This window comes from Streptomyces sp. NPDC005955 (assembly GCF_042871255.1).
Classification (GTDB): domain Bacteria; phylum Actinomycetota; class Actinomycetes; order Streptomycetales; family Streptomycetaceae; genus Streptomyces.
Window position 1 is genome coordinate 20,172 of sequence record NZ_JBIAIF010000002.1, and the last position, 13,414, is coordinate 33,585.

The window sequence follows — 13,414 nt, forward strand, 5'->3', positions numbered from 1 at the left end:
GGGGCACAGGGGCACAGAGGCACAGGAGGCAAGGAGGGGCCCGCCCACTGGCCCGGCCTGACCCCCGCGAAAGAGCGCTAGGCGTCGCCCCCGGCCGCACCCGGGTCCGCGGCAGTCACGTCCAGCAGCTGGTACCGGTCGATCGCCTGCTTGAGGACTGGCCGGTCCACTTTGCCCTCCCGTGCCAGTTCGGTGAGCACGGCCACCACGATCGACTGCGCGTCGATGTGGAAGTAGCGCCGCGCCGCGCCCCGGGTGTCCGCGAAGCCGAATCCATCGGCTCCCAACGACTGATAGGTACCCGGCACCCAGCGCGCGATCTGGTCGGGAACGGATCGCATCCAGTCGGACACCGCGACGAACGGACCTTCGGCGCCCGACAGCTTCCGCGTCACGTACGGCACCAACTGCTCCTCCTGTGGGTGCAGCAGATTGTGCCGCTCCACCTCGACCGCTTCCCGGCGGAGTTCGTTCCAGGAGGTCGCCGACCACACATCGGCCTTGACGTCCCACTCCTCGGCCAGGATCCCCTGGGCCTCCAACGCCCAGGGCACGGCGACGCCTGACGCCATGATCTGGGCCGGGAGCGAGCCGCGGTCACCCGCCCTCAGCCGGTACACGCCCCGCAGGATGCCCTCGACATCGACGTCCTCCGGCTCGGCCGGGTGCTGGATCGGCTCGTTGTAGACGGTGAGGTAGTAGAAGACGTCCTCACCGGGCGAACCGTCCTCGGTCTCGCCGTACATCCTGCGCAGCCCGTCCCGCACGATGTGGGCGATCTCGTACGCGTAGGCCGGGTCGTAGGCCACGCAACCCGGGTTGGTGGAGGCGAGCAACTGCGAGTGACCGTCGGCGTGTTGGAGGCCCTCGCCGGTCAGCGTCGTGCGCCCGGCGGTGGCCCCCAGGACGAACCCGCGTGCCAACTGGTCGGCCATCTGCCAGAACTGGTCACCGGTGCGCTGGAAACCGAACATCGAGTAGAAGACGTACACCGGGATGAGCGGTTCGCCATGCGTGGCGTAGGCCGAACCCGCGGCGATGAGCGAGGCCGTGCAACCCGCTTCGGAGATACCGTCATGCAGCATCTGCCCCGTGGGCGACTCCTTGTACGCGAGGAGCAGGTCCCTGTCCACCGACTCGTACTGCTGACCGAGCGGATTGTAGATCTTGGCGCTCGGGAAGAAGGAGTCCATACCGAACGTGCGGTACTCGTCCGGAGCGATCAGAACGAACCGCCTCCCGATCTCCTTGTCCCGCATCAGGTCCTTGAGCAGCCGCACGAAGGCCATCGTGGTGGCGATCGACTGCTGACCGGACCCCTTCTTGCCGCTCGCGTAGGCCTTGTCGTCGGGCAGTACCAGGGGCTTCGCCCGCACCACCCGCGACGGCACGTATCCACCGAGTGCCGTGCGGCGGTCGTGCATGTACTGGATCTCTTCCGAGTCGCGGCCCGGGTGGTAGTAGGGCGGCAGACCGTCGTCGAGTTGCCGGTCGCTGATCGGCAGGTGCAGCCGGTCGCGGAATCCCTTCAGGTCGTCGACCGTGAGCTTCTTCATCTGGTGGGTCGCGTTGCGGCCCTCGAAATTGGGGCCCAGCGTCCATCCCTTGACCGTCTGCGCCAGGATCACCGTGGGCTGACCCTTGTGGGCCTTCGCCGCGGAGAAGGCGGCGAAGATCTTCCGGTGGTCGTGGCCGCCCCGGCCCAGGTGCAGGATCTGGTCGTCGGTCATGCTCGCGACCATCGCGCGCAGTCGGTGGTCGTCGCCGAAGAAGTGGTCCCGGATGTACGCCCCCGTCTCCGTGGCGTACGTCTGGAACTGCCCGTCGGGGGTGGTGTTCAACCGGTTCACCAGGATGCCGTCCCGGTCCTGGGCCAGCAGCGGGTCCCACGAGCGGTCCCAGACCAGTTTCACGACGTTCCAGCCGGCTCCCCGGAACTGGGACTCCAACTCCTGGATGATCTTGCCGTTGCCCCGGACCGGACCGTCCAGCCGCTGGAGGTTGCAGTTGATCACGAAGGTCAGGTTGTCCAGCCCCTCGCGAGCGGCGATGGACAACTGGCCCAGCGACTCCGGCTCGTCCATCTCGCCGTCACCGAGGAAGGCCCACACGTGCGAGGAGGAGGTGTCCGCGATGCCCCGGGCCTCCACGTACCTGTTCATGCGGGCCTGGAAGATCGCGCCGAGCGGGCCCAGCCCCATCGAGACCGTCGGGAACTCCCAGAAGTCCGGCATCAGCCGCGGGTGCGGATAGCTGGGCAGCCCGTCGGGGGCCTTCGACCGCTCCTGACGGAACGCATCGAGCTGGCGTTCGGAAAGTCGATCGAGGAGGAACGCCCGTGCGTAGATCCCCGGCGAAGCGTGGCCCTGGAAGAAGATCTGGTCGCCGCCGTCGCCCTCGTCCTTGCCCCGGAAGAAGTGGTTGAAGCCCACGTCGTAGAGGGAGGCGGACGAAGCGAAGGTGGCGATGTGCCCGCCGACACCGATCCCCGGGCGCTGGGCGCGCGACACCATCACCGCGGCGTTCCAGCGCGTGGCGTTGAGGACCCTGCGCTCGATCTCCTCGTTGCCCGGGAAGAACGGCTCGTCCTTGGTGGCGATGGTGTTGACGTAGTCCGTGCTGCGCATCTCGGGCACAGCCACGCGCTTCTCGCGTGCCCGTTCGATGAGGCGGAGCATCAGGTAGCGGGCCCGTTCGCGCCCCCGCTCGTCGATGGCGGCGTCGAGCGAGTCGAGCCACTCCTGGGTCTCTTCGGGATCGAAATCGGGGACCTGACTCGGAAGGCCGCCAATGATGATCGGGTTGCGATCGAATCCGGAAGCCACGCTGTTCCTTCGCTGTCCGGTGGCACGGTCGTGGGACTTGCCACTTCTGGTGGGTGCGCCGTCTCCCATCGTGTACCTCGGGGTGGGAAACGTCATTCGTACCGAGAGGTAACCGGAATCCTGACTCGGCAAATGGGGCATGCTCTTCCAAAACGTAACGATACGCCCACTGTGTGTCAGTCGATCCGGGCCGTTCGTCGGTGCCGTGTCCGTTCGGCCCTCGTGTGCCCGTATGGTTTGTCCGTGACGGACGGGCTGCGGGTGGTCGACCTCTGCCCGTTCCCTGACCCCCCGCTTCTGGAGCTTCGCCGCGCCCCTTGGTGCTTCTCGGGAATTCTTCGAGGCTCCACCTACCCGGACTCCGGTTCGCGAAGCGGGCGAATAGGGCACACTGTCGTGGTGTGTGTCACTGATTGCCGCGATTTCGTATCGGAAGTTGCGGTGACACGGTCGGGAACGTCACCGTTTCGGCGGTCTCGACGGCCGGGTACTTGCGCGATCCGCCCCGCCCGTGTGGACTACGGCCAACGCCCCGCGCTGGCGCGAGGCCATCAGGACAACATCCGAACATGATCAGGAGGCAAACGGTGAGCGCGACCGCGGACCACGCGGAGGAGCGGACGAACCCTGCCGCCAGGCTGGGGTTCCAGCCCGGGCAGGTGGTCCAGGAGATCGGCTACGACGACGATGTCGATCAGGAACTCCGCGAGGCCATTGAGGAGACCATCGGCAGCGACCTCGTCGACGAGGAGTACGACGATGTCGCCGATGTCGTAGTGCTGTGGTTCCGCGAGGACGACGGCGATCTGACGGACGCGCTGGTCGATGCCATTGGGCTGATCGACGACGGCGGCCAGGTCTGGCTGCTGACGCCCAAGACCGGCCGGGACAGCTACGTCGAACCGAGCGACATCAACGAGTCCGCGCAGACCGCGGGTCTTTCCCAGACCAAGAGCATCAGCGTGGCCAAGGACTGGACAGGGAGCCGCCTGGTCACGCCGAAGGCCGCAGCAAAGAAGCGCTGACACTGCGTTCCCGTGGGGGATCAACGCCCCACGGGAGCCCTACGCACTCCAGCGTGTGTCCCCGTCGACCCGGTCGGCGGGGACTTCGTCGCTCCCGAGGTGCTTCCGGGTCACTCCTGGGTCACTCCCGGGTCACTCACGGAGCGTGCCCGGCGGGGCTCTGCGCGTCCCCGAGAGCGCGTCGAGGCTGTTCCGAGCCCGCCCCTGTGGGGCAACACAGGAATCCCGGTCCCGCGGGCCGCGCCGCGGCATCCACGTACCCGGCCCCGTACCCGGTTGCTTCCCCCCTGAGCCCCACGGACCCTGCGGCCCCCAAGCCCGCGGACCGCGTAGTGCGCGCACTTCTCCCGGGCTCCCGCAGCCTCGGCGGCCCGGGGTCGGCCCGGCCCCGGCCCCTGCCGGCTCGCAGGAGGGACGCCGCCCCCGTTCCGACGCGGTCTCCCCTGCCACAGACCTGAGCCTTCGCGCTGCGTAGGGTGGTGACCACCACCCGAACAGCCCCGCGAAGGGAATGCGTGACCATGGCGATTGAGGTCGGTACCAAGGCCCCGGACTTCGAGCTCAGGAACCAGCACGGCGAGACCGTGCGCCTGTCCGACTTCCGCGGTGAGAAGAACGTCGTCCTGCTCTTCTACCCGTTCGCCTTCACCGGTGTGTGCACGGGCGAGCTGTGCGCGCTGCGCGACGAACTGCCGAAGTTCGTCAACGAGGACGTCCAGCTGCTCGCGGTCTCCAACGACTCCCCGTTCAGCCTGCGCGTCTTCGCCGAGCAGGAGGGCCTCGAGTACCCCCTGCTGTCCGACTTCTGGCCGCACGGTGAAGCCTCGCGCGCGTACGGCGTGTTCGACGAGGGCAAGGGTTGCGCGGTCCGCGGCACCTTCGTCATCGACAAGGAGGGCGTCGTGCGCTGGACGATCGTGAACGGCCTGCCGGACGCCCGGGACCTGAACGACTACGTGAAGGCCCTCGACACCCTGTGATTCTTCGGGACCAACCCCTGCGGAGCACGGGAACCCGTCACTAGGATCGAAACGTTGATCCGATACCAGAGCACGACGGGGCTCCCCGCCCCTAGACACCATTGGGAGGACTTGTGGGAGTCAGCCTCAGCAAGGGCGGCAACGTATCGCTGACCAAGGAGGCGCCCGGCCTCACCGCGGTCGTGATCGGGCTGGGCTGGGACGTCCGCACCACCACGGGTACGGACTTCGACCTGGACGCCAGCGCCATCCTGACCAACACGGAGGGCAAGGTCACCAGCGACCAGAACTTCGTCTTCTTCAACAACCTGAAGAGTCAGGACGGCTCGGTCGAGCACACCGGTGACAACCTCACCGGTGAGGGCGAAGGCGACGACGAGCAGATCAAGGTGAACCTGGTCGCAGTCCCCGCGGACGTGGCCCGGGTCGTCTTCCCGGTCTCCATCTACGACGCCGAGAGCCGCCAGCAGTCCTTCGGACAGGTCCGCAACGCGTTCATCCGGGTGGTGAACCAGGCGAACAACCAGGAGATCGCCCGTTACGACCTCTCCGAGGACGCCTCCACCGAGACCGCGATGGTCTTCGGCGAGCTGTACCGCAACGGCGCGGAGTGGAAGTTCCGTGCCATCGGCCAGGGCTACGCCTCGGGCCTGCGCGGCATCGCGCAGGACTTCGGCGTCAACGTCTGAGTCGGAGCACGACCGTCCGGTGCGACGCCTGCGCGGCGTCGCACCGGGTCGGGCAGGACAACAGCCCCCGGTCGGGGGCCCGGGGGGAACACGGCACGGCCGTGTGTCTGTCCGTCCCCGGGATGGCGCTGCATCACCTCGGGGAGGACGACGAACATGGGTGTCACGCTTGCCAAGGGGGGCAATGTCTCCCTATCCAAGGCCGCACCGAACCTCACACAGATCCTGGTCGGCCTCGGGTGGGACGCACGTTCCACCACGGGAGCCCCGTTCGATCTCGATGCCAGCGCGCTGCTGTGCAATGCGGGCCGCATCCTCGGCGACGAGTGGTTCGTCTTCTACAACAACCTGGCCAGCCCGGACGGCTCCGTGACGCACACCGGAGACAACCTCACGGGTGAGGGCGACGGTGACGACGAGTCCCTGGTGATCGACCTCTCCCTGGTCCCGGTGGCTTGCGAGAAGATCGTCTTTCCGGTCTCCATCCACGAGGCGGACGCCCGGGGGCAGACGTTCGGCCAGGTCAACAACGCATTCATCCGTGTCGTGAATCAGGCGGACGGTCAGGAACTCGCCCGCTACGACCTCTCGGAGGACGCCTCCACCGAAACGGCGATGATCTTCGGCGAGGTCTACCGTTACGGCAGTGAATGGAAGTTCCGTGCGGTGGGACAGGGGTACGCATCGGGTTTGAGGGGCATCGCTCTAGACTTCGGGGTCAGTGTTTCGTGAAGCTGGGCCCGGTGCGGGGGTGACCTCCTGCCGGACTCCTACCGGGGGACCCCCGTGACAGGAATGGGTAGCCAGTGATTCTCAAAACCTTCGGTTGGTCGTTCGCGGTCACCGCGCTCGGTCTGGTCGCGGCCTTGCTGTACGGGGGATGGGTCGGCTTCGGAGTCGTCGCCATACTCTCCATCCTGGAGATCTCGCTGTCCTTCGACAACGCGGTGGTCAACGCCGGAATCCTGAAGAAGATGAACGCCTTCTGGCAGCGCATCTTCCTCACCATCGGCATCCTGATCGCCGTCTTCGGTATGCGACTGGTCTTCCCGGTGGTGATCGTGGCCGTCAGTGCGGGGCTCGGCCCGATCGAGGCGGTCGATCTCGCGCTCACCGAGAAGGACCGTTACGAGGAACTCGTCACTGACGCCCATGCCTCCATCGCCGCCTTCGGTGGCATGTTCCTGCTCATGATCTTCCTCGACTTCGTCTTCGAGGAGCGGGACATCAAGTGGCTGCGCTGGATCGAGCGCCCGCTCGCCAGGCTCGGCAAGGTCGAGATGCTGTCGGTCTGCCTCGCCCTGATCGTGCTCCTGGTCAGCGCGGTCGCCCTCGCCCCGCAGGCCCACCAGCACGGCGGCACCCATGCCGACAAGACGGAGACGGTGCTGCTCTCCGGCATCGCCGGACTCATCACCTACCTCGTCGTCGGTGGTCTCTCCGGGTTCTTCGAGGGCAGGCTCGAAGAGCAGGAGGAGCGCGAACACGAGGCCGAGGAGACCGCCAAGCGCAGCGGCAAGCCCGTGGTGCTGATGGCGGGCAAGGCCGCGTTCTTCATGTTCCTGTACCTGGAGGTGCTGGACGCCTCCTTCTCCTTCGACGGGGTGATCAGCGCCTTCGCGATCACCAACGACATCGTGCTCATGGCGCTCGGCCTCGGTATCGGCGCGATGTACGTCCGTTCCCTCACGGTCTACCTGGTCCGTGAGGGCACCCTCGACGACTACGTCTACTTGGAGCACGGCGCGCACTACGCGATCGGCGCACTCGCCGCGATCCTGTTGATCACCATTCGGTACGAGGTCAACGAGGTCATCACCGGGCTCGTGGGCGTGGTCCTGATCGGCTGGTCGTTCTGGTCGTCGGTCCGTCGCAACCGTGCCCTCGCAGCGGCCGGCGGCGGGACCGAGAACTCGGACGGCAAGCCGAAGATCACCTCCAAGGCATGAGCACCGGCTGATGTGACCGGTTCGAGGGTGTGACCGGGCTCGCCACGAGGAACGCTCTCAGCGGGGCGGCCGTGGGACATGGTTCCCACGGCCGCCCCGCTCCGTACGCAAGGAAGCCCGGGCCGACACCGCCGGGCCCGGGGATATCAGGGCATTGGGGGGCTGCATGTCCTTCTGGGACAGTCTGTGGCGCGGGCGCTCGGCGGACTTCGAGTCCGGGAGCTCGGCGACCAACTCCATCGAACTCACCAAGCGGAACCCGTCGGTCTCGCTCACCAAGCAGGGGGCGGCCACCGGGAACCTGCGCGTCAACCTGTCCTGGCGGATGCGCACCTCCGACATAGGGGGCCCGGACCGTGGCGGGCTGCTGAGCAACCCGTTCAGGATGTTCAAACCCGACGCCGTCCAGGCCCACACCCAGAGCATGGTCAACGTCGACCTCGACCTCGGGTGCCTGTACGAGCTGGCGGACGGCTCCAAGGGCGTGGTCCAACCACTGGGCGGCTTCTTCGGGGACCTCAACGGCTCCCCGTACGTGAAACTGAGCGGTGACGACCGATTCGGCTCCGGCACCGGCGAGACGATCTTCATCAACCTCGACCAGCGCGAAGCGATCAAGCGGCTCCTGATCTTCGTCTACATCTACGACCAGACGCCCGCCTTCGACCGCACCCACGCCATCGTCACCCTCTACCCGAGCAGCGGCCCCCGCATCGAGATCAGCCTCGACGAGCGCGCCCCGCAGGCCCGCTCCTGTGCGGTGTTCTCGTTGGAGAACGTCAAGGACCAGCTGATCGTCCGGCGGGAGGTGAAGTTCGTGTACGGCTTCCAGGCGGAACTCGACCGGCTGTACGGCTGGGGGCTCCAATGGGGCCGCGGGTACAAGTCCAAGGCTGACCGCTGAGCCCACGCCCCCGGGCCGCACGCGTCCACCGGGGAGAGGGGGCCGAGGGCCCGGTCGTCACCGGGTCAGCGGGGCTGGAACTGCGGACCCTGGGGCGGCAGCCGGAAACCCGGGTCCGGCACCGCGGAGACCGGCTGCGGATAGCCGTAGGAGGGCTGCTGTACGCCGCCGGGCTGCCCCGACACGGGGTGCGGGTACCCGTACGCGGGCTGGGCCGCCGGGCGGCCCTCCGGCAGCGGGGGGTAGCCGTACGCGGGCTGGGTGACCGGCTCCTGCGGGGCGGGCGGGGGCACGGACGACTGGGGGGACGTCGGCAGCGGCTGCTCCGGCGCGCCGCCGTTCTCCGGGGTCGACTCGTCCACGGAGATCCCGAAGTCCGTCGCCAGTCCGACCAGACCGTTCGAATAGCCGTCGCCCACGGCCCGGAACTTCCACCCGTCGCCGCGTCGGTACAGCTCACCGCAGATCAGAGCCGTTTCGGCACCCGTCTCGGGCGTGATGTCGAAGTACGCGAGCGGTTCGTCGTCCGCGGCGCCGGCGTCGTGCACCTGGATGCGCAGGGACCGCACCCGGTGGAAGGGCACGTCGTCCGCCGACGCCACCAGGAGGACCCGGTCGACCTCGCTCGGCAGACCCCTGAGATCCGTCTGGATCGTGTCGGCGAGCCCCTCCGGCACCCGCTTCTTCCCGAGCCGCCACACCTTGCCCGAAGGGTGTCGGGGCTGGTTGTAGAAGACGAAGTCCTCGTCGGACCGGACTCGGCCGTCGGGTCCGAGGAGCAGCGCGGAGACGTCGACGTCCGGGACGTCCTGCCCGGTGGCCCACCGCAGCACGGCACGGACCGCCGCGGCTTCGAGCGGGACGTTCGACCCCTTCAGCATCGCGTGCGTCATGCGGCCATCCTGCCCTCCCGGTCGCCGCCAGGACAATGCGGGTGCCGTGCTGCACGGTGAGGTCAAGGAGCGCGACCATCGGGGCGACATGCTTCGCTTACCAGGATTTCATGGGGCATGGGAACCCTTGACACACGTTCCTACGTACTATTACCGGCCACATCGTGTCGGAACACTCCGGCAACACGGGGAGACTCATGCGTCATTTCGGGCACATAGCCCCACAGGTGCGTCAGCGCCTCTTCCACCGGGAGCCGTGCGACTTCACCGCCGACTCTCCCGCCCGTGTGCTCGCGGTTGCGCTGGGAGCCACCCTGTACAGCCCTGCCATCAGGCCCACGCTCGCGGACGACATCCGCAAACAGGCAGGTCGAGGCGTGATCTCGATGGTGATCTGTCTGGAGGACTCGATCGAGGACTCCGAGGTTCCCCAAGCCGAGGAGAACGTCGTCCGCCAATTCGTCGAGTTGGCCACCCGGCCGGTCGGTGACCTGCCCCTGCTGTTCATGCGCGTCCGCACCCCGGAACAGATACCCGACCTCGTACGGCGGCTGGGTTCCTCGGCGGCGCTCCTGTCCGGATTCGTACTGCCGAAGTTCACCGAGGAACGCGGCGTCCCGTTCCTGGAAGCACTCGCGGACACGGAGGCCGCCCACGGTCGTCGACTGTTCGCGATGCCGGTCCTGGAGTCCCCGGAACTGCTGCACCTGGAGTCCCGCCGCGAGACGCTGGACGGCATCGCCCGGACCGTCGACAAGTACCGGGACCGCGTGCTCGCCCTGCGCCTGGGCGTCACCGACTTCTGCTCCGCGTACGGTCTGCGCAGGCCCCCCGACATGACCGCCTACGACGTGCAGATCGTGGCGTCCGTGATCGCGGACGTCGTGAACCTCCTCGGGCGGTCCGACGGTACCGGCTTCACCGTGACCGGCCCCGTCTGGGAGTACTTCCGGCGCCAGGAGCGGATGTTCAAGCCCCAACTGCGCCGCAGCCCCTTCCTCGCCGGTAGCGCCGACGAACTGCGCCAGGAACTCATCGACCACGATCTCGACGGACTGCTGCGCGAGATCGAACTCGACCGCGTCAACGGGCTCCTGGGCAAGACCTGCATCCATCCGTCGCACGTGCTCCCGGTCCACGCTCTGTCCGTGGTCAGCCACGAGGAGTACAGCGACGCGCGGGACATCCTGAGGCCCGACCGCGAAGGCGGCGGAGTGATGCGCTCCGCCTACACCAACAAGATGAACGAGGTGAAGCCGCACCGCGCATGGGCCGAGCGGACCCTCCAGCGCGCCGAGGTCTTCGGCGTCGCACGTGAGGACGTCGGTTTCGTGGAGCTGCTCGCCGCCGGGCTCACCGGCTGATCGTAAGGAAGCGTGGACGACGTGGTGTGGACGGGGACGTGGGTCGCCGATCGGCTCGGGATCGAACTGGTGGGGGCCGCCCCGGACGGGGGCGCCCCCGACGTTCCCGACGGACCGGAGGCCACCGCCGACGGTGCCCGGACCGGTAGGGCCGAGAGGACCGACCGGACCGGTAGGACCGGTGCCGGAGCGGGGCAGAGCATGCAGGACGGCCGGGGGAGCGGGCGGGGCGCGCCGGTCACCCTCCACCCCGGTACGACCGCGGACACGCCCGCGACCGGGGACACCGGCGCGCCCCCGGACGGGCTCGACGGCGGGCCAGCGCTCCGCGACCTGCTGGGACTCGCGCTGCGCCGCAACCCCAAGCGGGCCCACCTGCTCGTGTCCAACGTGCTGGGCAAACACGTTCCCCAGTCGCCGGCGATCGTCCACCGGTACGGGTACGACCTGGGCCGAAGGGTCCGTGACCTCCTCGGCGAGGACCTCGCCCGCCGGGCCGTGGTCCTCGGCTACGCCGAGACCGCCACGGGGCTCGGACACTGCGTCGCCGACGGCATCGGCGTCGCCCCCTACCTGCACTCCACCCGGCGCCCCGTGCCCGGCGTCGCGGAAGCCGCGGGGTTCGAGGAAGCGCACTCCCACGCCACCAGCCACCTGCTGCTCCCGGCGGATCCCGACCTCCTCACGGGCGACGGACCCCTGGTCCTGGTGGACGACGAGTTCTCCACGGGCAACACCGTCCTCAACACCGTGCGCGCCCTCCACGCCCGCTACCCCCGCCAGCGGTACGTCATCGTCGCCCTGGTCGACATGCGCTCCCCCGGGGACCGCGGGCGGCTCGACGCGTTCGCCGGGGAGATCGGCGCGCGGGTCGACCTCGTGGCCGCGGCCTCGGGCACCGTTCGGCTGCCCGACGGGGTCCTGGAGAAGGGCCGTGCCCTCGTCGCCCAGTACGAGACCGCGCCCGGAACCGGACATCCCGGAACCGAACGCCACCGGCACCCCGATCCGGCGGAGGCGGCCGTGCCGCCCGCGTCCGTGGCCCGGGCCGAACTGCGCTGGCCCGCAGGAGTGCCCGACGGCGGTCGCCACGGCTTCACCCCCGAACACCGAGCCCGGCTGGAGGCCGCCCTTCCCGGCCTGGCCGAGGACTTGGCCACCCACCTCCCGCGTGGGAACGGCGCTCCAACGGCGAACGGCGACCCGGTCGACCGGCCCCGGGTCCTCGTGCTCGGCTTCGAAGAGCTGATGTACGCCCCGTTGCGGCTCGCCACCGCGCTGGAGGAACTCGGCTTCGCCGACGTCCGCTACTCCACCACCACGCGTTCGCCCGTGCTCCCCGTCGACGACCCCGGCTACGCGATACGCAGCAGTCTCGTCTTCCCCGCCCACGACGACCCGGGCGACGGTCCCGGCGACCGCTACGCCTACAACGTGGCCGGCGCCGGCTTCGACGCCGTCGTCCTCGTGGTCGACTCGGTGGCGGACACCCCCGCGCTGCACGCCCCCGAGGGCCTGCTCGCCCTCCTCACGCGTCACACCTCCCGGGTCGTCCTCGCCGTCGTACCGTCCTGTGTTCCGCACTCCGCGGCCCCCACTTCCGAAAGGCCCTCCTTGCTCCCCGAGCCCCTGCGCGGCCCCGCCTTCTCCTCATACGCCCCCGAAGACGTCGGCTGGCTGCTCCAGGACCTGTCCTCCGTGACGCTGGAGGCCCCCACCGAGGAACGCGAGGAAGCGATCCAGCAAGGAGGGGCCCACTACGCGGAGTCCCTACCGGTGGAGTACCAGCCGAGCCCGCAGTACCAGCAGCTCTTCCACAGCGCCCTCGACGTCTCGGCCCGCCGGATCGCCCAGGCCGTGGGCACCGTCACGGACCTGGTCCTCGCCGAGCGTTCGCCCCGCCCCGTGCTGGTCTCCCTCGCGCGTGCCGGAACCCCCGTCGGCATCCTCATGCGCCGGTGGGCCCTGCACCGCTACGGCATCGATCTGCCGCACTACTCCGTGTCCATCGTGCGGGGCCGGGGAATCGACGCGAACGCCCTGCGCTGGCTCGCGACCCACCACGACCCCACCGATGTCGTCTTCGTGGACGGCTGGACGGGCAAGGGGGCCATCACCCGCGAACTCGCCCAGGCGCTCAAGGAGTTCCAGGAGGCCACCGGAGTCCACGGCTTCCACCCCGAGATCGCCGTTCTGGCCGACCCCGGTGCCTGCGTGCGCACTTACGGCACCCGCGAGGACTTCCTGATCCCCTCGGCCTGCCTCAACTCCACGGTCTCCGGGCTGGTGTCCCGTACCGTCCTGCGCGCCGACCTCGTGGGACCGGACGACTACCACGGGGCCAAGTACTACCGCGAGTTGGCCGGTGCGGACGTCTCCCATGACTTCCTCCACCAGATCGCCACCCACTTCCCCGAGGTCGTCGACACCGTCGACGTCCAGGTGAAGGAGATGCTCACCGCCGACCGGGCACCCACCTGGGAAGGGTGGGCCGCCGTCGAACGGATCAGTGAGGAGTACGGCATCCACGACGTCAACCTCGTCAAGCCCGGGGTGGGGGAGACCACGCGGGTCCTTCTACGTCGCGTTCCCTGGAAGGTCCTCGCCCGGCAGGGCGCCGGCGCGGACCTGGAACACGTGCGCCTCCTCGCCGAACAGCGAGGCGTCCCCGTCGAGGAGGTCCACGACCTGCCCTACAGCTGCGTCGGGCTCATCCACCCGCACTACACCCGTGGCGCGACCGGCTCCGACGGCAAGGCGGTGACCTCGCTGTGAGCACCGCACC

Annotated in this window: 10 protein-coding genes; 8 read left to right on the top strand and 2 right to left on the bottom strand. The window is 68.7% G+C overall.

What is annotated here, in order from left to right; genetic code table 11:
- Positions 1–77: 77 nt before the first annotated feature.
- Complete coding sequence (gene aceE, locus ACFYOU_RS05490; RefSeq protein ID WP_391303799.1) at positions 78–2,825, bottom strand: pyruvate dehydrogenase (acetyl-transferring), homodimeric type; 2,748 nt, start codon at positions 2,823–2,825, stop codon at positions 78–80.
- A gap of 587 nt (positions 2,826–3,412) precedes the next feature.
- Between aceE and ACFYOU_RS05495 the strand changes: the two genes are divergently transcribed.
- From ACFYOU_RS05495 to ACFYOU_RS05520, 6 genes are all read left to right on the top strand, one after another.
- Positions 3,413–3,850, top strand: a complete 438-nt coding sequence (locus ACFYOU_RS05495; protein WP_385488027.1) for a DUF3052 domain-containing protein — start codon at positions 3,413–3,415, stop codon at positions 3,848–3,850.
- Between the two features lie 521 nt (positions 3,851–4,371).
- On the top strand, positions 4,372–4,830 hold the full coding sequence (locus tag ACFYOU_RS05500; RefSeq protein WP_389762754.1) for a peroxiredoxin: 459 nt from the start codon (positions 4,372–4,374) through the stop codon (positions 4,828–4,830).
- A gap of 113 nt (positions 4,831–4,943) precedes the next feature.
- Entirely contained in the window at positions 4,944–5,519 is a 576-nt protein-coding gene (locus ACFYOU_RS05505) for a TerD family protein (RefSeq protein WP_385487919.1), read from the top strand.
- Positions 5,520–5,675: 156 nt separating this feature from the next.
- Positions 5,676–6,251 (top strand): TerD family protein, encoded by a 576-nt coding sequence (locus ACFYOU_RS05510; RefSeq protein WP_387004770.1) that lies wholly within the window; start codon positions 5,676–5,678, stop codon positions 6,249–6,251.
- A gap of 74 nt (positions 6,252–6,325) precedes the next feature.
- Positions 6,326–7,468, top strand: a complete 1,143-nt coding sequence (locus ACFYOU_RS05515; protein WP_391303800.1) for a DUF475 domain-containing protein — start codon at positions 6,326–6,328, stop codon at positions 7,466–7,468.
- A 166-nt stretch (positions 7,469–7,634) separates the two neighbouring features.
- Positions 7,635–8,372, top strand: a complete 738-nt coding sequence (locus ACFYOU_RS05520) for a Tellurium resistance (protein ID WP_389762750.1) — start codon at positions 7,635–7,637, stop codon at positions 8,370–8,372.
- A gap of 65 nt (positions 8,373–8,437) precedes the next feature.
- Here ACFYOU_RS05520 and ACFYOU_RS05525 read toward each other — a convergent pair whose 3' ends face one another.
- Positions 8,438–9,265: a TerD family protein gene (locus tag ACFYOU_RS05525; protein ID WP_391303801.1), complete on the bottom strand. Its 828-nt coding sequence runs from the start codon at positions 9,263–9,265 to the stop codon at positions 8,438–8,440.
- Between the two features lie 197 nt (positions 9,266–9,462).
- On the opposite strand from ACFYOU_RS05525, the gene ACFYOU_RS05530 reads away from it, so the two are divergent.
- Together ACFYOU_RS05530 and ACFYOU_RS05535 are read left to right on the top strand one after the other, a co-directional pair.
- Positions 9,463–10,629, top strand: coding sequence for an HpcH/HpaI aldolase/citrate lyase family protein (locus ACFYOU_RS05530; RefSeq protein ID WP_389762746.1), 1,167 nt, complete (start codon positions 9,463–9,465; stop codon positions 10,627–10,629).
- 12 nt (positions 10,630–10,641) lie between these two features.
- Entirely contained in the window at positions 10,642–13,404 is a 2,763-nt protein-coding gene (locus ACFYOU_RS05535; protein WP_391303802.1) for a phosphoribosyltransferase domain-containing protein, read from the top strand.
- The last annotated feature ends 10 nt before the right edge of the window (positions 13,405–13,414 follow it).

Excerpts from the sequence above, each read along its gene's own strand:
- ACFYOU_RS05500 (WP_389762754.1), top strand. The coding sequence starts at position 4,372 with ATGGCGATTGAGGTCGGTACCAAGGCCCCGGACTTCGAGCTCAGGAAC.
- ACFYOU_RS05510 (WP_387004770.1), top strand. The coding sequence starts at position 5,676 with ATGGGTGTCACGCTTGCCAAGGGGGGCAATGTCTCCCTATCCAAGGCC.
- ACFYOU_RS05520 (WP_389762750.1), top strand. The coding sequence starts at position 7,635 with ATGTCCTTCTGGGACAGTCTGTGGCGCGGGCGCTCGGCGGACTTCGAG.
- ACFYOU_RS05525 (WP_391303801.1), bottom strand. The coding sequence starts at position 9,265 with ATGACGCACGCGATGCTGAAGGGGTCGAACGTCCCGCTCGAAGCCGCG.
- ACFYOU_RS05530 (WP_389762746.1), top strand. The coding sequence starts at position 9,463 with ATGCGTCATTTCGGGCACATAGCCCCACAGGTGCGTCAGCGCCTCTTC.